Source organism: Chromobacterium sp. FG89 (assembly GCF_057808735.1).
Genome location: NZ_JBMDIQ010000023.1, coordinates 38,829 through 57,364, shown reverse-complemented (window position 1 = coordinate 57,364; position 18,536 = coordinate 38,829). Strand labels below are relative to the sequence as shown.

The window sequence follows — 18,536 nt, the reverse complement described above, 5'->3', positions numbered from 1 at the left end:
GGAGCCCGGGCTCAACGCCAGATCAGTTGCCAGAACCACATCGTCATCAGCGCCAGCACCCCGATGATCATCGCGGTGGCGTAGCTGTAGATGAAACCGGTCTGAGCGCGGCGGATGAAGCCGGAGAAAGTCGCCACCAGCTTGGCGGTGCCGTTCACCAACAGGCCGTCGATCAGCAACATGTCGCCCACCTTCCAGAAGAAGGTGCCCAGAGCGCGCGAGCCCTTGGCGAACACGGCGAAATAGATCTCGTCCAGGTAGTACTTGTTTTCCAGAATCTTGTTCACCAGGCTGAACTTCTGCTTGATGGCGGCCGGAATCTGCGGCGCCTTCATGTAGAAGAACCAGGCGGTGGCCACGCCGGCCAAGGCCAGCCACAGCGGCAGCGTGCTCAAGGAATGCACGCCCATGGCGGCGGCGCCGTGGAACTCGCGGGCGATCTCTTCCATCGCCGGATGCAGTTCGTGGTTGACGGCGATCACGCCCTTGAAGAAGTCGCCGTACAGCAGCGGCTCGATCGCGAAGTAACCGACCAGCACCGACGGAATCGCCAGCAGCACCAGCGGCAGGGTCACCACCCACGGAGACTCGTGCGGCTTGTCGTTCGGACCCAGACCATGGTGATGGTCGTGATCGTCATGGCCGTGATCGTGATGATCGTCCTTCTTCTCCATCCAGCGTTCCTTGCCGTGGAAAACCAGGAAGTACATGCGGAAGGAGTAGAAGGCGGTGACGAACACGCCGGCGATCACCGCGAAGTAGGCGAAACCGGCCGCGGACAGATTGGACGCGTGCACCGCCTCGATGATGGAGTCCTTGGAGTAGAAGCCGGAGAAGAACGGCGTGCCGATCAAGGCCAGCGAACCCAGCAGCGAAGTCAGCCAGGTGATGGGCATGTACTTGCGCAGGCCGCCCATATTGCGCATGTCCTGATCGTGATGCATGCCGATGATCACCGAGCCCGCCGCCAGGAACAGCAGCGCCTTGAAGAAGGCGTGGGTCATCACGTGGAACATCGCCACCGAGTAGGCCGAGGCGCCCAGCGCCACGGTCATATAGCCCAGCTGCGACAGCGTGGAGTAAGCCACCACGCGCTTGATGTCGTTCTGGACCACGCCGAGGAAGCCCATGAACAGCGCGGTGATGGAACCGGCGACCATGATCACGTTCAGCGCGGTGTCGGACAGTTCGAACAGCGGGCTCATACGCGACACCATGAAGATGCCGGCGGTCACCATCGTGGCCGCGTGGATCAGCGCCGAAATCGGCGTCGGGCCTTCCATCGAGTCCGGCAGCCAGACGTGCAGCGGGAACTGCGCCGATTTGCCCATCGCGCCGATGAACAACAGGATGCAGGTCACGCTCAGCAGCGACCATTCGGTGCCCGGAATCAGGCTGATGGTCTTGTTAGCCAGCGCCGGAGCGGCGGCGAACACATCGCTGTAGTTCAGCGAGCCGCCGAAGTAGGCCAGCACCAGGCCGATGCCCAGCAGAAAGCCGAAGTCGCCGACGCGGTTGACCAGGAAAGCCTTCAGGTTGGCGTAGATCGCGGTCGGACGCTTGAACCAGAAGCCGATCAGCAGATAGGACACCAGGCCCACCGCTTCCCAACCGAAGAACAGCTGGATGAAGTTGTTGCTCATCACCAGCATCAGCATCGAGAAGGTAAACAGCGAGATATAGCTGAAGAAACGCTGATAGCCCGGGTCTTCCTGCATGTAGCCGATGGTGTAAATGTGCACCATCAGCGACACGCTGGTCACCACCACCAGCATCATCGCGGTCAGCGAATCCACCAGGAAGCCTACGGAGAATTCGTAGCCTCCCACCGTCAGCCAGGTGTAAACCGGACCGTTGAACACTTCAGCCTGCCCGGTCAGGAAGGCGTGAAGCACCTTGAGCGACAGCGCGGCGGACAGCGCCACGCCGGCTATCGTCACGACGTGCGAAGCGCGCCGGCCGATGGCCCATCCAAATAGGCCTGCAATGATGGAACCCGCCAGCGGGGCGAGTGCAATCAGCAGGTATAAGCTCTTCATATCCATGCTTGTGTGCTTTGTGTAGGTTCCGGTTTGCCTTAGCCTTTGAGGCTGCCCAAGTCTTCAACGTTGATGGTGCGCAGATTGCGGAACAGCACCACCAGGATGGCGAGACCGATCGCGGCTTCGGCCGCGGCCACCGTCAGGATGAAGAATACGAAGATCTGGCCCGCCGTATCCGACAGGTAATGCGAGAACGCGATGAAATTGAAGTTCACCGCGAGCAGCATCAGCTCGATGGCCATCAGCAGCACGATCAGATTTTTCCGGTTCAGGAAAACGCCCAGCACGCCGATGGCAAACAGGATTGCGGCCAGCACCAGGAAGTGAGTCAGTGTCAGCACATTTCCTCCCTTATGTTGATTGGCCGTCAGGCCTGTTGCTTACCGGATTCGGCCTCGGAGGCCTCCTCCACCGTGGATTCTTCAGCAGGCTGTTCGGCCTGCATCTTCACCAGACGCACGCGGTCGTTGCGCTTGACCTTGACCTGCAGCGCCGGATCGATAGCTTTGGTGTCCTTGCGGCTGCGCATGGTCAGACCGATGGCGGCCACCATGGCCAGCAGCAGCACCACCGCCGCCACTTCGAAAGGCAGCAGATAGGTGGTGTACAGCTGGCGACCCAGCACTTTGACGTTGCTGAAGTCCGCCGCCAGCGGCGCGGCCGCCTGGTAGGCGTCCAGCCGCGCGCTGGGGCTGGCCAGAATCATCGCCATTTCAAACACCATGATGATGCCGACGGCGGCGGCGACCGGAAGATTCCTCCAGAAGCCCTCGCGCAGTTTCTCGATGTTGATGTCCAGCATCATCACCACGAACAGGAACAGCACCATCACCGCGCCCACATACACCACCACCAGGGTGATGGCCAGGAACTCGGCTTCCATCAGCAGCCACAGGCCGGCGCTGTTGAAGAAGGCCAGCACCAGGAACAAGGCCGCGTGAATCGGGTTCTTGGCCGTCACCACGCGGATGCCCGCGAACACCAGGATGGCGGACAGAACATAGAAGACAAACAGTGTGAAGTTCATGACCCCCCCTTAGCGATACTTGGCGTCGGCCGCCTTGTTGGCGGCGATCTCGGCCTCGTACTTGTCGCCGATCGCCAGCAACATCGGCTTGGTGTAGTACAAGTCGCCACGTTTTTCGCCGTGGTATTCGAAGATGTGGGTTTCCACGATGGCGTCCACCGGACAGGCTTCCTCGCAGAAGCCGCAGAAGATGCACTTGGTCAGATCGATGTCGTAGCGCGTGGTGCGGCGGGTGCCGTCGTCGCGCTGCTCGGACTCGATGCTGATCGCCATCGCCGGGCACACCGCCTCGCACAGTTTGCAGGCGATGCAGCGCTCTTCGCCGTTGGCGTAGCGGCGCTGCGCGTGCAGACCGCGGAAGCGCGGCGAAATCGGCGTCTTCTCTTCTGGGAACTGGACCGTGATCTTGCGGGCGAAGAAGTAGCGGCCAGTGACCATCAGGCCCTTGACCAGCTCCACCAGCAGGAAGGTCTTGAAAAAGTTTCGGATCGAATTCATCTTTTCACCTATCCCCGTCTCAGTGCCACAAGGACAGCGGGGTCATCATCCAGACGCCCACCACCAGGATCCACACCAGGGTCACCGGGATGAACACCTTCCAGCCCAGACGCATGATCTGGTCGTAGCGATAACGCGGGAAGGTGGCGCGGAACCACAGGAAGCAGAACAGCACCATGGCCACTTTAAGCGCCAGCCAGAAGAAGCCGCCCGCGCCCAGAATGCCCCAGGACGCAGGGAACGGCGACAGCCAGCCGCCGAGGAACAGCAGCGCGGTCAGCGCGGCGACCAGGATCATGTTGGCGTATTCGGCCAGGAAGAAGATGGCGAAGGCCATGCCCGAGTACTCGACGTGGAAACCGGCGACGATCTCGGATTCGCCCTCGGCCACGTCGAACGGCGCGCGGTTGGTTTCGGCCACGCCGGAAATCAGGTAGACCACGAACAGCGGGAACAGCGGCAGCCAGTTCCACGACAACACGGAACCGCCGGCCATGCCCTGCCCTTGCTGCTGGACGATCTCCACCAGGTTCAGGCTGCTGGACACCATCAGCACGCCGATCAGCGCGAAGCCCATCGCCAGTTCGTAGGACACGATCTGGGCGGCGGAACGCATGGCGCCGAGGAAGGAGTACTTGGAGTTGCCCGCCCAGCCGGCGATGATCACGCCGTACACGCCCATCGAGGTCAGCGCCAGGATGTAGAGCAGCGAGGCGTTGACGTTGGCCAGCACCAGCTTGTCGGTGAAGGGAATCACCGCCCAGGCCGCCAGCGCCGGAGCGATGGACAGCACCGGGGCCAGCAGGAACAGGCCCTTGCTGGAGTTGGTGGGCAGGATGATTTCCTTCATCAGCAGCTTGACCGCGTCGGCGATCGGCTGCAGCAGGCCCAGCGGGCCTACCCGGTTGGGGCCGATGCGGATCTGCATGAAGCCGATGACCTTGCGCTCGGCATAGGTCAGGTAGGCGACGCACAGCAGCATCGGCAATACGATGGCGATGATCTTCAACAGGGTCCAAACCACGAGCCCCGCGTCAGTGCCAAGAATACCTTGCAAGAACTCCATGCTTTACCCCTGGGTGATCTCGATAGCGTCGAACATGCCGCCCAGCGCCAGCGTGGCCGCGTGAGCGGTGGCGATGCGGACCGTATCCTGCGGCAGGCTGTCGTCGGCGACGATGCGCACGCGCGCCTGGCCGGAACCCTGGCTCAGCAATGCGGTGCTGTCGACGGCGATGCCCAGCTTCTGCAGCAGGCCGCTGTGGGCGGAAGCCACCGGCTCGGCCGCGTCGCGGGTCTGTTGCAGCGACTCGGCGCGGCGGCAGACGGCGTCGGCCTGGTACAGCGGCACTTCGCCGATGCGCGCCACGCCGGCGGCCGCGGCGGCCGCGACGTTCAGCTGGCTCAGCGCATTGTTCAGGCGCGCGGCGATGTCGCCCTTGGCCAGCAGCTCCGCGCGCACTTCCTCGGCGCTGTTGAAGTCGAAGCCGGACAGATTCAGCATATTGCCCAGTACGCGCAGCACTTTCCAGGCCGGGCGGGCTTCGCCCAGCGGACGCACCACGCCGTTGAAGCTCTGCAGCTTGCCTTCCATATTGACGAAGGAGCCGGCGGTCTCGGAGAACGGCGCGATCGGCAGCAGCACGTCGGCGTAATCCAGCAGGCCCTGGCCCTTGAACGCGGTCAGCGCGATCACGGTGGCGGCCTGCTTCATCGCGGCGACGGCGGCTTGCGGGTTGTAGCTGTCGAACTCGACTTCGGTGTTCAGCAGCACGTAAGCCTTCTTCGGCTGGGCGATCATCGCGGCGGCGTTGGCGCCCGCGCCTTGCGGCAGCGCGCCCGCCAGTTCAGCGCCCACGCTGTTGGCGGCCTCGGACAGCACGCCGAAGCGGGCGCCGCTCAGGCGAGCGATCTCCTGCGCCACGGCCAGCAGTTGGCTGAACGCCGGATGGTGTTGCGCCACGTTGCCCAGCACCACGGCGGCGGTTTCCGCGCCGCTCAGGCTCTCGGCGATGCGGCGCGCCTCGGCGGACACTTGCACCGCGGACAGATCGACGGCGGTTTCGCCGCCCTTGATCTCGGCCACGGCCTTCAGCACCTGGGCGAAGCCGTTGACCAGCGCCAGCGGCGATACGATCAGCTTGGCGTTGATCTTGATCAGCAGCTCGTCGTCGGCGACATGGATAATGTTAAGCTCGCTGCCTTTCTTGGCCGCGGTGCGCAGACGCGAGGTCAGCAGTGGCTGTTCCTTGCGCAGCGTGGAGCCGACCACCAGCACCGACTTGGCCGCGACCAGATCGGAAATGCCGGAACCCAGCCACTCGGCGCCCTGCTTGGCCGCATCGGCGGCGAAGTCGCTGCGGCGCAGACGGTAATCAATGCTTTCCACGCCGAAGGCGCGCGCCAGCTTTTGCGCCAGATGCAGTTCTTCGGTGGTGGAGTGCGGGCTGGTCAGGAAGCCGATGGCGTCCTTGCCGTGATCGGCGGACACGCCGTTCAGGCCCTTCACCACGTAGTTCAACGCGGTTTCCCAGTCGGTCTCGTGCCACTGGCCGTCGAACTTGATCATCGGCTGCTTCAGACGCTCGGCCGAGTTCAAGCCCTCGTAGGAGAAGCGGTCGCGGTCGGCGATCCAGCACTCGTTGATGGCCTCGTTTTCCAGCGGCAGCACGCGCATCACTTCATTGCTCTTGACCTGAACGATCAGGTTGGAGCCCAGGCCGTCGTGCGGGCTGACCGATTTGCGGCGCGACAGCTCCCAAGCGCGGGTGCTGTAGCGGAACGGCTTGGAGGTCAGCGCGCCCACCGGGCACAGATCGATGACGTTGCCGGAGATTTCCGAATCCACGGTCTTGCCGAGGAAGGGCAGAATCTCGGAGAACTCGCCGCGATGAGCCATGCCGATTTCCTGGAAGCCGCCGACTTCCTCGGTAAAGCGCACGCAACGGGTGCAGTGAATGCAGCGCGACATTTCTTCCGCCGAGACCAGCGGACCCATGTCCTTGCCCACCACCACGCGCTTTTCTTCCTGATAGCGCGAGGAGGAGTTGCCGTAGCCCACGGCCAGATCCTGCAACTGGCATTCGCCGCCCTGGTCGCAGATCGGGCAATCCAGCGGGTGGTTGATCAGCAGGAATTCCATCACGCCGGCCTGGGCCTTCTTGGCCATGTCGGAGTGGGTATGGACCTTCATGCCGTCGGTCACCGGGGTGGCACAAGCCGGCAGCGGCTTGGGCGCTTTTTCCACTTCCACCAGACACATGCGGCAGTTGGCCGCGATGGACAGCTTCTTGTGGTAGCAGAAGTGCGGAATGTACGTGCCCACCGAGTGGGCCGCTTCCATGACGGTGCTGCCTTGCGGGACCGTCAGTTTTTTTCCGTCGATTTCGATTTCAAGCATCGCTCAACACCATTTGTGGTCCACCAAGGTCTTTCCGTGTTCGATCGCGTACTCGAACTCGTGACGGAAATGCTTGGTGAAACTGCGAACCGGGAACACGGCGGCGTCGGCCAGCGCACAGATGGTGCGGCCCGCCATATTGTTGCCCACGGAATCCAGAAGCTCCAGATCGCCCGGACGGCCCTGGCCTTTGGCGATGCGATGGATCACGCGGTACAGCCAGCCGGTGCCTTCGCGGCACGGCGTGCACTGGCCGCAGGATTCTTCATGGTAGAAGTAGGCCAGACGCTCCAGCGCCTTGATCATGCACACGTCTTCGTTCATCACGATGACGGCGCCGGAACCCAGCATCGAGCCGGCTTTGGCGATGCTGTCGTAGTCCATCGTGCACTGCATCATGACGTCGGCGGGCAGGATGGGCGCGGACGAGCCGCCCGGGATCACCGCCTTGAGCTTTTTGCCGTCGCGCATGCCGCCGGCCATTTCCAGCAGTTCGGAGAACGGGGTGCCCAGCGGGATTTCGTAGTTGCCCGGACGGTTCACGTGGCCGGACACCGAGAACAGCTTGGTGCCGCCGTTGTTCGGCTTGCCCTTTTCCAGGAAGGGCTGCGCGCCGTCGCGGATGATGAAGGGCACCGAGGCGAACGATTCGGTGTTGTTGATGGTGGTCGGCTTGCCGTACAGGCCGAAGCTGGCCGGGAACGGCGGCTTGAAGCGCGGTTGGCCCTTCTTGCCTTCCAGCGATTCCAGCAGCGCGGTTTCCTCGCCGCAGATGTAGGCGCCGTAGCCGTGATGGGCGAACAGGTCGAAGTTGAAGCCGGAACCCAGAATGTTCTCGCCGAGGAGGCCCGCCTTGCGCGCTTCGTCCAGCGCTTCTTCGAAACGCTCGTACTCGGCGAAGATTTCACCGTGGATGTAGTTGTAGCCGGCCTTGGTGCCCATCGCGTAACCGGCGATGATCATGCCTTCGATCAGCGAATGCGGATTGAAGCGCAGGATGTCGCGGTCCTTGAAAGTGCCCGGCTCGCCCTCGTCGGTGTTGCACACCACGTATTTGTCGCCCGGGAAGGAGCGCGGCATGAAGCTCCACTTCAGGCCGGTGGGGAAACCCGCGCCGCCGCGGCCGCGCAGGCCGGAGTTCTTCACTTCGGCGATCACGTCTTCCTGGGCCATCTTGCTGTCCAGGATGCGGCGCAGCGCCTGGTAGCCGCCGCGCGCCTCGTAGGCGCTCAGTTGCCAGCAATGGGGATCGGAAGTGTCGACGCCATCGAAAATCACGCCATTGACGAAGATTGCCATTATTTCAGCTCCGCCAGTTTCTTATCGATTGCTTCGGGCGTCATGAAGCTGCACATCTTGTGGTTGTTGACCAGCAAGACCGGCGCGTCGCCACAGGCGCCCATGCACTCCCCTTCCAGCAAGGTGTACTTGCCGTCGGCGCTGGTTTCGCCGATGGCGACGCCCAGCTTCTTGGAGATGTACTCGGCGGCGTTGACGCCGCCGGACAAGGCACAGGGCAGGTTGGTGCAGACAGTGATCTTGTACTGCCCAACCGGCTTCATGTCGTACATATTGTAAAAGGTGGCGACTTCGTACGCGGCTACCGGCGGAATCTGCAGGTAGTTGGCGACGAACTCGATCACCTCGGTATTCAGGCAACGCTCCTCCGGAGCGGAGCCCGCTTCGCGACGTTCAGTCAGCGCGATGCGCAAGGCGCCCATCACCGCGGACCGTTTCTGGTCGGCGGGATATTTGGCGACTTCGCGATCGATTTTGGCTAGCGATTCAGCGGACAGCATCAGCGGTCAATCTCCCCAAACACGATATCCTGCGTACCGATGATGGCCACCACGTCGGCGATCATATGGCCCTTGGCCATCTCGTCCAGCGCCGCCAGGTGGGCGTAGCCGGGCGCGCGGATCTTCAGGCGGTACGGCTTGTTGGCGCCGTCGGACACCAGGTAGACGCCGAACTCGCCTTTCGGGTGTTCGGTGCCCACATAAGCCTCGCCCTCCGGCACGTGCATGCCTTCGGTAAACAGTTTGAAGTGGTGGATCAGGTCTTCCATATTGGCCTTCATGCCTTCGCGCGAAGGCGGCGCCACTTTATGGTTGTCGGTGATCACCGGGCCCGGGTTCTTGCGCAGCCATTCCACGCACTGGCGGATGATGCGGTTGGACTGACGCATTTCCTCGACGCGCACTAGGTAGCGGTCGTAGCAATCGCCGTTGACGCCCACCGGGATGTCGAAATCCAGCTTGGAATACACATCGTAGGGCTGCTTCTTGCGCAAATCCCAGGCAATGCCGGAGCCGCGCAGCATCGGGCCGGTCAGGCCCAGGTTCAGCGCGCGCTCGGGCGTCACCACGCCGATGCCGACGGTGCGCTGTTTCCAGATGCGGTTGTCGGTCAGCAGGGTCTCGTACTCGTCCACATAGCCCGGGAAGCGCTGGGTGAACTCGTCGATGAAGTCCAGCAGCGAACCCTGGCGGCCTTCGTTGCGGCGGGCCAGTTCGCGGGCGTTCTTGATCTTGGAGACGGTGTACTGCGGCATGCTGTCCGGCAGATCGCGATACACGCCGCCGGGACGGAAGTAAGCCGCGTGCAGACGCGCGCCGGACACCGCCTCATAGCAGTCCATCAGGTCTTCGCGTTCGCGGAAGGCGTACAGGAACACGGTCATCGCGCCGATGTCGAGGCCGTGCGCGCCAATCCACAGCAAGTGGTTCAGCAGACGGGTGATCTCGGCGAACATCACGCGGATGTATTGCGCGCGTTCCGGCACTTCGATGCCCAGCAGCTTCTCGATGGACAGGCAGTAAGCGTGCTCGTTGCACATCATGGACACGTAGTCGAGACGGTCCATATAAGGCAGCGACTGGATGAAGGTCTTGCTCTCGGCCAGCTTCTCGGTGCCGCGGTGCAGCAGGCCGATGTGCGGGTCGGCGCGCTGGACGACTTCGCCGTCCAGTTCCAGCACCAGGCGCAACACGCCGTGCGCGGCCGGGTGCTGCGGGCCGAAGTTGAGGGTGTAGTTACGGATTTCAGCCACCGTAGTTCTCCTCGCGAATGATGCGCGGCGTGATTTCGCGCGGCTCGATGGTCACCGGCTGATAGATCACGCGCTGTTGTGTCGGGTCGTAACGCATTTCCACGTGACCGGACAGCGGGAAGTCCTTGCGGAACGGATGGCCGACGAAACCGTAGTCGGTCAGGATGCGGCGCAGGTCGGGGTGGCCGTCGAAAACGATGCCGAACAGGTCGAACGCTTCGCGCTCGAACCAGTTGACGCCGCTCCAGACGCCGACGACCGAGTCGACCACCGGGAAGGCGTCGTCTTCGGCGAACACGCGCAGGCGGACGCGATGATTGTGCTTGACCGACAACAGGTGGTAGACAACGGCAAAGCGCGGACCGTCCCATACCTCGTCGCGGTAGGCGCTGTAGTCCACGCCGCACAAATCGATGCATTGCTCAAAAGACAGGTCGGCGTGATCGCGCAGCGTGGTCGCCACGGCGATCAGATCCGCCGCCTTGCATACAATGGTCAGCTCTTCCAGAGCCAGCGTGCTTTGCACGAGCTTGTCGCCCAGCGCCTGCTGCACAGCCGACCCTAACGCTTCCATTTTCTTGGAGGCCATAAGTTTCTACCTTAGCGGGCGATGGTGTTGGTGCGTTTGATCTTGTTCTGCAGCTGAATGATGCCGTACAGCAAGGCCTCTGCAGTTGGCGGACAGCCGGGCACGTAGACGTCGACCGGCACGATGCGATCGCAGCCGCGCACGACTGAATAGGAATAATGATAATAGCCGCCGCCGTTGGCACAGGACCCCATCGAGATCACCCAGCGCGGCTCGGCCATCTGGTCGTAAACCTTGCGCAGGGCCGGAGCCATCTTGTTGCACAGCGTGCCGGCCACGATCATCAGATCGGACTGGCGCGGGCTGGGACGGAACACGATGCCGAAACGGTCCAGGTCGTAGCGCGCCGCGCCGGCGTGCATCATCTCGACCGCGCAACAGGCCAGACCAAAGGTCATCGGCCACAGCGAACCGGTTCGGGTGTAATTGATGAGCTTGTCAGCCGTCGTGGTGACAAACCCCTTCTCCAGAATACCTTCTACTCCCATTCCAGAGCTCCTTTTTTCCACATGTAGACGAAGCCCAGGGTCAATACGCCCAGGAACTCCACCATGACGCCCAGACCATAGGTCCCCAGCTCCTTCAACACCACCGCCCACGGCAGCAGGAAGGCGACCTCAAGGTCGAACAGGATGAAGAGGATGGCTATCAGATAATAGCGGACGTCAAACTTCATGCGGGCATCTTCGAAAGCCTCGAAGCCGCACTCATACGGAGACAGTTTCTCAGGATCGGGACGATTGGGAGCCAGCAGTTTGCCCAATAAAATAGGGCCTACGCCGACCAACAGTCCGACCATGACAAACAGCAGAATGGGAAAGTAATTTTGCAGCATTTCCCGTACACCCCCACAAAAAAGGGGGTTACCCCCCTTGGCTCCAAATAAAACAGGCCACCGGAGTCCCGGTGGCCTGTTTTTGAATGGTGGTGCCGACAGTGAGACTCGAACTCACACAGCTTTCGCCACTACCCCCTCAAGATAGCGTGTCTACCAATTTCACCATGTCGGCACAGCAAGCTTTAATTGTTACTCCGGTATTTTCGATGTCGTACCCGAAGCTTTATCGCTAGGCACACCGGCCGGGATTTGCGGTGCAACCTGTTCAACCTTGGTCCCCATTACGCCCAAATCGCTTTTTCCGCCCCCAGACAGAAAAACCAGAGCAAGGGAAGTCGAGAAGAACACGGCCGCTGCGACAGCGGTTGTCCTACTCAAGAAATTCGCAGAACCAGACGCGCCGAACAAGCTACCGGAAGAGCCGCTACCGAAAGCCGCCCCCATGTCCGCGCCTTTGCCGTGCTGCATCAAAACCAGCACGATAATAGTCCCTGCAGACAGGATATTTACAATCCAGATAAGCGTCTTAATAAGTTCCATACTATATCAATTTTCCTGCGGCTTGGCAAATTGCCCTGAATGAACCGGCGTCCAGAGATGCCCCTCCAACAAGGGCTCCGTCGACATTTTCAGTCGCCAGAATCGCTTCGGCATTCTCTGCCTTGACACTGCCGCCGTAGAGGACGCGAATATTATCGGAGGCCTTGACGTTTTGCAAGCACCAATTTTTGATCGCGCCGTGGATTTCGGCGATTTGCGCCAGCGTCGCCACCTTGCCGGTGCCGATGGCCCAGACCGGTTCATAAGCCACAACGTATTCACCATGGTCTATCTCGGACAGAAGCGCAAGCTGATCTCTAATCACCTCCAACTGACGGCCCGCCTCGCGCTCGTCCAGCGTTTCCCCGACGCACAACACCGGCACCAGGCCGGCGGCGATGGCGGCGCGCATCTTCTTCAGTAGAACCGCGTTGCTCTCGCCAAAGTATTGGCGGCGCTCCGAGTGGCCCACCAGGGTGTAAGCGCAGCCGATGTCGGCCAGCATCGCGGCGCTGGTCTCGCCGGTGAAGGCGCCGTCCTGATCGAAGGCGCTGACGTCCTGCGCGCACAGGCGCAAGGCCTGACCGCGCAGCCGCTCGCCCAGGCCGGCCAGGTAGACCGCCGGCGCGGCCACGCCGACCCAGTCGCGGTTGCTCGTCTCATCCGCCAGCAGCGCCTGCAGCAGCGTCTGCGCGCTGTCGGCGCGGGTATTCATCTTCCAGTTGCCAATCACCAGCTTGCCGGCCATCTCCGCCTCCCGCGATTCTTGAATATCCGCCGATTATATCCACAGCCGCCATCTTGGCTCAAACCGGCATCCGGCTGATGTTGATTGTCCGCAAACGAAGCCGTTTCGACGACTTGTAATATTCCTGAAAAATTTCAGCCTTAGCATGCGCCCATCACCACGCACCTCATCCATTCTCAGGAGTAGGCATGAAACAGTCTGTTCGTCTGGCCGCATCGTTTGTACTGGGTTCCGTCTGCCTGTCCGGCGCGGCCGTGGCCGCCGACATCACCGGCGCGGGCGCCACCTTCCCGTACCCGCTGTACGCCAAATGGGCCGCCGCCTACAAGGCCGGCACCAATAATAATCTGAACTATCAATCCATCGGTTCCGGCGGCGGCATCAAGCAGATCCAGTCCAAGACCGTGGATTTCGGCGCGTCCGACATGCCGCTGAAGCCGGAAGAGCTGGAAAAATCCGGACTGACCCAATTCCCCACCGTGATCGGCGGCGTGGTGCCGGTGCTGAACGTGCCCGGCATCACCCCGGGACAAGTGAAGTTCACCGGCCCGCTGCTGGCCGACATCTACCTGGGCAAGGTGTCCAAGTGGAACGACCCGGCCATCGCCAAGCTGAACCCCGGCGTCAAGCTGCCGGACCTGCGCATCTCCGTGGTGCGTCGCTCCGACGGCTCCGGCACCACCTTCATCTTCACCAACTACCTATCCAAGGTCTCTCCGGACTGGGCCAAGGAAGTGGGCTCCAACACCGCGGTCAGCTGGAAAGGCAACCCGGTGGGCGGCAAGGGCAATGAGGGCGTGGCCAACTACGTGACCCGCATCAAGGGCGCGATCGGCTACGTGGAATACGCCTACGCCAAGCAGAACAAGCTGGCCTTCGGCCTGATGCAGAACCAGGCCGGCAGCTTCGTCAAGCCGGACGAGTCCAGCTTCAAGGCCGCCGCCGCCAACGCCGACTGGAAAAAAGCGCCGGGCTTCTACCTGCTGCTGACCAACCAGCCGGGCAAGGACAGCTGGCCGATCGCCGGCGCCACCTTCATCTTGATGCACAAGAAGCAGGACAAGCCGGCGCAAGGCGGCGAGGTGCTGAAGTTCTTCGACTGGGCTTACAAGAACGGCGACAAGACCGCGCTGGATCTGGACTACATCCCGATGCCGGACGCGATCAAGGGCGTGATCCGCGCCAGCTGGAAGCAAATTGCCGACAACGGCGGCAAGCCGGTGTGGAACTGAGCCGCATACAATGCACGCAAGCGGCCGGGGACGCGCTCCCCGGCTTTTTGTCTGATAAATGAGCATGCATATGCAAAAGTTGAGCAATCCGCAGCAAATCAAAACCCAGTTATTGCTGGACAATCTGTTCCGCTGGGTCACCCGTTTTTTCGCCTTCCTGGTGCTGGCCTTGCTGGTGGGCATCCTGATTTCGCTGTTGATCGGCGCGCTGCCGAGCATCCACGCCTTCGGCTTCAAGTTTCTGGTCACCAGCGACTGGGACCCGGTCAATGAGCGGTTCGGCGCGCTGGTGCCCATCTTCGGCACCCTGGCCACCTCTTTCATCGCTTTGCTGATCGGCGTGCCGGTCAGCTTCGGCATCGCCCTGTTCCTGACCGAGCTCTGCCCCACCTGGCTGAAGCGGCCGCTGGGCATCGCGGTGGAACTGCTGGCCGGCATCCCGTCCATCATCTACGGCATGTGGGGCCTGTTCGTGTTCGCGCCCATCTTCGCCGACCACGTGCAGCCGCTGCTGATCGACACCCTGGGCGAGGTGCCGCTGCTGGGCGTGCTGTTCCAGGGCGCGCCGATGGGCATAGGCATTTTCACCGCCGGCCTGATCCTGGCCATCATGATCATTCCCTTCATCGCCTCGGTGATGCGCGACGTGTTCGAAGTGGTGCCGGTGATGCTGAAGGAGTCCGCCTACGGCCTGGGCTCCACCACCTGGGAAGTGGTGCGCTACGTGGTGCTGCCCTACACCAAGACCGGCGTGGTCGGCGGCATCATGCTGGGCCTGGGTCGCGCGCTGGGCGAGACCATGGCGGTGACCTTCGTCATCGGCAACTCCACCCGTTTCGCCGCCGGCCTGTTCGAGCCGGGCAATTCCATCGCCTCCTCGCTGGCCAATGAGTTCGCCGAGGCCAACGGCGAGCTGTATCTCTCCTCCCTGATTCAACTGGGCCTGATTCTGTTCTTCATCACCTTCGTGGTGCTGGCGTGTTCTAAACTGCTGTTGCTGCGCCTGAAGAAACAGGAAGGTCGTCCTTCCTGAGCATGAGAGACGCTAACCGCATGAGCCAAACCGTTATGAATTCCGCCCTGCGCCCGCCCCAGTCCGCCATCGCCGCCAAAGCCGACAGCAGCGTCTATCGCCGCCGCCGGCTGGTGAACCGCGTCAATATGGGCGCCTCGATGTTCACCATGGCCTTCGGCCTGTTCTGGCTGTTCTGGATTCTGACCACCCTGTTGCAGCACGGCCTGTCCGGGCTCAACTGGGAGGTGTTCACCTCCAGCACCCCGCCGCCGGGCAGCACCGGCGGCCTGGCCAACGCCATTTACGGCAGCCTGATGATGACCGGCTTCGGCACCTTGTTCGGCACGCCGATCGGCATCCTGGCCGGCATCTATCTGGCCGAGTTCGGCCAGCGCGGCTGGCTGGCGCCGGCCACCCGCTTCATCAACGACATCCTGCTGTCCGCGCCGTCCATCGTCATCGGCCTGTTCATCTACGAAGTCTACGTGGTGTCGGTCGGCCACTTTTCCGGCTGGGCCGGCTCCTTCGCGCTGGCCATCCTGGTGATTCCGGTGGTGGTGCGCACCACCGAGAACATGCTGCGCCTGGTGCCGGGCAGCCTGCGCGAAGCCGCGTCCGCGCTGGGCGCGCCGCAGTGGAAGGTCACTTTGCACGTCACCCTGCGCTCGGCCAAGGCCGGCGTGCTGACCGGCATCCTGCTGGCGGTGGCGCGCATTTCCGGCGAAACCGCGCCGCTGTTGTTCACCGCGCTGAACAACCAGTTCTTCAACAGCAATATGAACCAGCCGATGGCCAACCTGCCCATCGTGATCTTCCAGTTCGCGATGAGCCCGTACGAGGACTGGCACAAGCTGGCCTGGGCCGGCTCCCTGTTGATCACCTTCAGCGTGCTGACGCTGAACATCGTTGCCCGCTGGATGGGCAGCCAGAAAAACCAATCGCATTAAGGCTTGCAGACCATGGCTGAAATCCACTCCAAGCTTCAGGTCAAGAATCTGAACTTCTTTTACGGCAATTTCCACGCGCTGAAGAACATCCAGCTGGAAATCGCCTCGCGCAAGGTCACCGCCTTCATCGGCCCGTCCGGCTGCGGCAAGTCCACGCTGCTGCGCACCTTCAACCGCATGTACGAGCTCTACCCCGGCCTGCGCGCCGAGGGCGACATCCTGCTGGACGGCCACAACGTCCTGGGCCGCGACGTGGACGTCAACCTGCTGCGCGCCAAGGTGGGCATGGTGTTCCAGAAGCCCACCCCGTTCCCGATGTCCATCTACGACAACATCACCTTCGGCGTGAAGCTCTACGAAAAACTGTCCAAGGGCGAGATGGAGGACCGGGTGGAATGGGCGCTGCGCAAGGCCGCGCTGTGGGACGAGGTCAAGGACAAGCTCAAGCAGTCCGGCAACTCGCTGTCCGGCGGCCAGCAGCAGCGGCTGTGCATCGCGCGCGCGGTGGCGTCCAAGCCGGAAGTGCTGCTGCTGGACGAGCCCACTTCGGCGCTGGACCCGATTTCCACCGCCCACATCGAAGAGCTGATCCATGAGCTCAAAGAGGACTACACCATCGCCATCGTCACCCACAATATGCAGCAGGCGGCGCGGGTGTCGGACTACACCGCCTATATGTATCTGGGCGAATTGATCGAGTTCGGCGACACCGACTCCATCTTCACCACCCCGCAGAAGAAGGCCACCGAGGACTACATCACCGGCAAGTTCGGCTGATTCCGCCCCGGCTCGCAGACCGCCGTCATGACCGTTTCCGGCATGACGGTCTTTGGCGTTTCCACGCGGGCAAAAGCGCATGACGGCGGCAAAAAACGGCCTAAATCCGCCGTTCTCCCCGCTCGGTCTGTCAAGGCGATTCCGCATGCTTTTCCGGCAAATGCGACACCATTTATTTTTTTTTTATAAGTACTTGACGGCATTGGCCTTGGACACAACAATCCCGCCTTTACGATACTGCGTGCACATTTCACCATGTTGGACCTGTTTTCCGGGCTTGAGACCCACGTCGCCATCACCTTGGTGCTTTCCCTGGGCTTCGTGCTCGCCTTTGAGTTCATCAACGGCTTCCATGACACCGCCAACGCGGTGGCAACCGTTATCTATACCCAATCGATGAAACCGCGTCTCGCGGTGTTCTATTCCGGCATTTTCAACTTCCTCGGCGTAATCACCGGCGGCCTCGCCGTCGCCTACGCCATCGTGCACCTGCTGCCGGTGGACCTGCTGATCTCGATCAACACCACCCGCGGCATGGCCATGGTGTTCGCGCTGTTGACCGCCGCCATCGCCTGGAACCTGGGCACGTGGTATTTCGGTCTGCCCGCTTCCAGCAGCCACACGCTGATCGGCGCCATTTTGGGCGTGGGCGTGGCCAATAGCCTGATCCACGGCACCTCGCTGTCCCACGGCATCAACTGGAGCAAGGCCATCGACGTCGGCGCCTCGCTGCTGGCCTCGCCCGTGGTGGGCGCCCTGCTCGCCGCGCTGATCGTCATTCTGCTGCGGCGCTACCGGCCGCACAGCAATGTGCACAAAACCCCCTACCAACGCCAGCAGGTGGAAGGCCGCAAGCATCCGCCGTTCTGGACCCGCTTCATGCTGATCGTGTCGTCCATGGGCGTCAGCTTCGCCCACGGCTCCAACGACGGCCAAAAAGGCGTGGGCCTGATCATGCTGGTGCTGATCGGCATTGTGCCGGCCAAATTCGTGCTGGATCTGGACAGCACGCCTTACCAGCTGGACCGCACCCGCGACGCCGCCATTCACCTGCAGAAGTTCTATGAGCGCCATCAGGTCGAACTGAGCAAGATCATCGTGCCGTCCAAGGGCAGCAGCCAGTACGAGTGCCATCCGCTGGAAACCGGCGACACCGTCAAGCGCCTGCTGAGTACCATGGGCGACGGCGGCGACTACCACGCGCTGAGCTCGGAACAGCGTTGGAACGTGCGCACCGAGCTGCTGTGCCTGGACGACGCCGCCAAGAAGGCCTCCGCGCTGCCCAAGCTGTCCGCCGACGACAAGCAGATGCTGCAGAACCTGCGCAAGGATCTGACCACCACCACCGAATACGCGCCCACCTGGGTGATCGTCGCCGTGGCGCTGTCGCTGGGCATCGGCACCATGGTGGGCTGGCGCCGCGTGGTGAAGACCGTGGGCGAAGGCATAGGCAAGAAAGACATGACTTACGCCCAGGGCGTGTCGGCGCAGATGACCGCCGCCATCTCCATCGGCCTCGCCAGCCAGTTCGGCTTCCCGGTGTCCACCACCCAGGTGCTGTCCAGCGCCGTGGCCGGCACCATGGTGGCGGACAAGGCCGGCCTGCAGATGTCCACCATCCGCTCCATCGCGCTGGCCTGGCTGTTCACCCTGCCGGTGTCCATGCTGCTGGCGGGCGGGCTGTACTACGTGGCCTCGCTCTGGCTGTAATCAAGTCCGGTCACGGTCTTTCAGCCTCTGTTTAAGGCTGCTGGAAAAAAACAAAGCCACCGCATCGCGGTGGCTTTTTCTTTTGGCATTTCCGCCCGGAAAATTTTCGATTGACCTGGGT

The 18,536-nt window shown here is 62.1% G+C and carries 19 protein-coding genes and 1 tRNA gene; 5 read left to right on the top strand and 15 right to left on the bottom strand.

Translation table 11 applies throughout. The features are described 5' to 3' along the window. Positions 1-11: 11 nt before the first annotated feature. The 15 genes from nuoL to tpiA form a co-directional block, all read right to left on the bottom strand. Positions 12-2,045, bottom strand: a complete 2,034-nt coding sequence (gene nuoL, locus ACODRW_RS19630; protein ID WP_107800398.1) for an NADH-quinone oxidoreductase subunit L — start codon at positions 2,043-2,045, stop codon at positions 12-14. Between the two features lie 32 nt (positions 2,046-2,077). Next, entirely contained in the window at positions 2,078-2,383 is a 306-nt protein-coding gene (nuoK, locus tag ACODRW_RS19625) for an NADH-quinone oxidoreductase subunit NuoK (protein ID WP_019102195.1), read from the bottom strand. Positions 2,384-2,409: 26 nt separating this feature from the next. Further along, positions 2,410-3,069 (bottom strand): NADH-quinone oxidoreductase subunit J, encoded by a 660-nt coding sequence (locus ACODRW_RS19620; RefSeq protein WP_107800399.1) that lies wholly within the window; start codon positions 3,067-3,069, stop codon positions 2,410-2,412. A gap of 9 nt (positions 3,070-3,078) precedes the next feature. Beyond that, positions 3,079-3,558 carry an NADH-quinone oxidoreductase subunit NuoI gene (gene nuoI / locus ACODRW_RS19615; protein WP_196783887.1) on the bottom strand — a complete coding sequence of 160 codons (480 nt, stop codon included), beginning with the start codon at positions 3,556-3,558 and terminating at the stop codon, positions 3,079-3,081. A 28-nt stretch (positions 3,559-3,586) separates the two neighbouring features. Continuing rightward, positions 3,587-4,633 (bottom strand): NADH-quinone oxidoreductase subunit NuoH, encoded by a 1,047-nt coding sequence (gene nuoH, locus ACODRW_RS19610; protein WP_048413406.1) that lies wholly within the window; start codon positions 4,631-4,633, stop codon positions 3,587-3,589. Between the two features lie 3 nt (positions 4,634-4,636). After that, positions 4,637-6,967, bottom strand: coding sequence for an NADH-quinone oxidoreductase subunit NuoG (nuoG, locus tag ACODRW_RS19605; RefSeq protein WP_488906501.1), 2,331 nt, complete (start codon positions 6,965-6,967; stop codon positions 4,637-4,639). A 3-nt stretch (positions 6,968-6,970) separates the two neighbouring features. After that, positions 6,971-8,266 carry an NADH-quinone oxidoreductase subunit NuoF gene (gene nuoF, locus ACODRW_RS19600; RefSeq protein ID WP_488906500.1) on the bottom strand — a complete coding sequence of 432 codons (1,296 nt, stop codon included), beginning with the start codon at positions 8,264-8,266 and terminating at the stop codon, positions 6,971-6,973. Next, the gene (gene nuoE, locus ACODRW_RS19595) at positions 8,266-8,766 is read right to left on the bottom strand and encodes an NADH-quinone oxidoreductase subunit NuoE (protein ID WP_107800402.1); all 501 of its coding nucleotides are present in this window, start codon (positions 8,764-8,766) and stop codon (positions 8,266-8,268) included. The genes nuoF and nuoE overlap by 1 nt, the downstream gene beginning before the upstream one ends. Next, positions 8,766-10,019, bottom strand: coding sequence for an NADH-quinone oxidoreductase subunit D (locus tag ACODRW_RS19590; RefSeq protein WP_107800403.1), 1,254 nt, complete (start codon positions 10,017-10,019; stop codon positions 8,766-8,768). The genes nuoE and ACODRW_RS19590 overlap by 1 nt, the downstream gene beginning before the upstream one ends. Then, on the bottom strand, positions 10,012-10,608 hold the full coding sequence (locus ACODRW_RS19585; RefSeq protein ID WP_488906499.1) for an NADH-quinone oxidoreductase subunit C: 597 nt from the start codon (positions 10,606-10,608) through the stop codon (positions 10,012-10,014). The genes ACODRW_RS19590 and ACODRW_RS19585 overlap by 8 nt, the downstream gene beginning before the upstream one ends. Before the next feature lie 11 nt (positions 10,609-10,619). After that, a complete protein-coding gene (locus ACODRW_RS19580; protein ID WP_019103471.1) occupies positions 10,620-11,096 on the bottom strand; it encodes a NuoB/complex I 20 kDa subunit family protein in 477 nt (158 codons plus the stop codon). After that, positions 11,087-11,443: an NADH-quinone oxidoreductase subunit A gene (locus ACODRW_RS19575; RefSeq protein WP_019103472.1), complete on the bottom strand. Its 357-nt coding sequence runs from the start codon at positions 11,441-11,443 to the stop codon at positions 11,087-11,089. The genes ACODRW_RS19580 and ACODRW_RS19575 overlap by 10 nt, the downstream gene beginning before the upstream one ends. A gap of 90 nt (positions 11,444-11,533) precedes the next feature. After that, a tRNA-Leu gene (locus ACODRW_RS19570) sits at positions 11,534-11,618 on the bottom strand. 17 nt (positions 11,619-11,635) lie between these two features. Further along, positions 11,636-11,986: a preprotein translocase subunit SecG gene (gene secG, locus ACODRW_RS19565; protein ID WP_227104753.1), complete on the bottom strand. Its 351-nt coding sequence runs from the start codon at positions 11,984-11,986 to the stop codon at positions 11,636-11,638. Position 11,987: 1 nt separating this feature from the next. Then, complete coding sequence (gene tpiA / locus ACODRW_RS19560) at positions 11,988-12,734, bottom strand: triose-phosphate isomerase (protein WP_107800406.1); 747 nt, start codon at positions 12,732-12,734, stop codon at positions 11,988-11,990. A gap of 188 nt (positions 12,735-12,922) precedes the next feature. Here tpiA and pstS point away from each other — a divergent pair, with 188 nt between their 5' ends. From pstS to ACODRW_RS19535, 5 genes are all read left to right on the top strand, one after another. Beyond that, positions 12,923-13,966: a phosphate ABC transporter substrate-binding protein PstS gene (gene pstS / locus ACODRW_RS19555; RefSeq protein ID WP_107800407.1), complete on the top strand. Its 1,044-nt coding sequence runs from the start codon at positions 12,923-12,925 to the stop codon at positions 13,964-13,966. A 70-nt stretch (positions 13,967-14,036) separates the two neighbouring features. Then, complete coding sequence (pstC, locus tag ACODRW_RS19550) at positions 14,037-14,999, top strand: phosphate ABC transporter permease subunit PstC (protein ID WP_107800408.1); 963 nt, start codon at positions 14,037-14,039, stop codon at positions 14,997-14,999. 35 nt (positions 15,000-15,034) lie between these two features. Further along, entirely contained in the window at positions 15,035-15,928 is an 894-nt protein-coding gene (pstA, locus tag ACODRW_RS19545; protein WP_233246796.1) for a phosphate ABC transporter permease PstA, read from the top strand. 12 nt (positions 15,929-15,940) lie between these two features. Beyond that, entirely contained in the window at positions 15,941-16,705 is a 765-nt protein-coding gene (gene pstB, locus ACODRW_RS19540; protein ID WP_043590752.1) for a phosphate ABC transporter ATP-binding protein PstB, read from the top strand. Positions 16,706-16,960: 255 nt separating this feature from the next. Beyond that, on the top strand, positions 16,961-18,415 hold the full coding sequence (locus tag ACODRW_RS19535; protein WP_107800410.1) for an inorganic phosphate transporter: 1,455 nt from the start codon (positions 16,961-16,963) through the stop codon (positions 18,413-18,415). Positions 18,416-18,536: the final 121 nt, after the last annotated feature.

What these genes read in the sequence shown, in the direction of transcription:
- nuoL (WP_107800398.1), bottom strand. Translation starts at nt 2,045, where the DNA reads ATGGATATGAAGAGCTTATACCTGCTGATTGCACTCGCCCCGCTGGCG.
- ACODRW_RS19620 (WP_107800399.1), bottom strand. Translation starts at nt 3,069, where the DNA reads ATGAACTTCACACTGTTTGTCTTCTATGTTCTGTCCGCCATCCTGGTG.
- nuoH (WP_048413406.1), bottom strand. Translation starts at nt 4,633, where the DNA reads ATGGAGTTCTTGCAAGGTATTCTTGGCACTGACGCGGGGCTCGTGGTT.
- nuoG (WP_488906501.1), bottom strand. Translation starts at nt 6,967, where the DNA reads ATGCTTGAAATCGAAATCGACGGAAAAAAACTGACGGTCCCGCAAGGC.
- nuoF (WP_488906500.1), bottom strand. Translation starts at nt 8,266, where the DNA reads ATGGCAATCTTCGTCAATGGCGTGATTTTCGATGGCGTCGACACTTCC.
- nuoE (WP_107800402.1), bottom strand. Translation starts at nt 8,766, where the DNA reads ATGCTGTCCGCTGAATCGCTAGCCAAAATCGATCGCGAAGTCGCCAAA.
- ACODRW_RS19585 (WP_488906499.1), bottom strand. Translation starts at nt 10,608, where the DNA reads ATGGCCTCCAAGAAAATGGAAGCGTTAGGGTCGGCTGTGCAGCAGGCG.
- ACODRW_RS19580 (WP_019103471.1), bottom strand. Translation starts at nt 11,096, where the DNA reads ATGGGAGTAGAAGGTATTCTGGAGAAGGGGTTTGTCACCACGACGGCT.
- ACODRW_RS19575 (WP_019103472.1), bottom strand. Translation starts at nt 11,443, where the DNA reads ATGCTGCAAAATTACTTTCCCATTCTGCTGTTTGTCATGGTCGGACTG.
- secG (WP_227104753.1), bottom strand. Translation starts at nt 11,986, where the DNA reads ATGGAACTTATTAAGACGCTTATCTGGATTGTAAATATCCTGTCTGCA.
- tpiA (WP_107800406.1), bottom strand. Translation starts at nt 12,734, where the DNA reads ATGGCCGGCAAGCTGGTGATTGGCAACTGGAAGATGAATACCCGCGCC.
- pstS (WP_107800407.1), top strand. Translation starts at nt 12,923, where the DNA reads ATGAAACAGTCTGTTCGTCTGGCCGCATCGTTTGTACTGGGTTCCGTC.
- pstC (WP_107800408.1), top strand. Translation starts at nt 14,037, where the DNA reads ATGCAAAAGTTGAGCAATCCGCAGCAAATCAAAACCCAGTTATTGCTG.
- pstA (WP_233246796.1), top strand. Translation starts at nt 15,035, where the DNA reads ATGAATTCCGCCCTGCGCCCGCCCCAGTCCGCCATCGCCGCCAAAGCC.
- pstB (WP_043590752.1), top strand. Translation starts at nt 15,941, where the DNA reads ATGGCTGAAATCCACTCCAAGCTTCAGGTCAAGAATCTGAACTTCTTT.
- ACODRW_RS19535 (WP_107800410.1), top strand. Translation starts at nt 16,961, where the DNA reads ATGTTGGACCTGTTTTCCGGGCTTGAGACCCACGTCGCCATCACCTTG.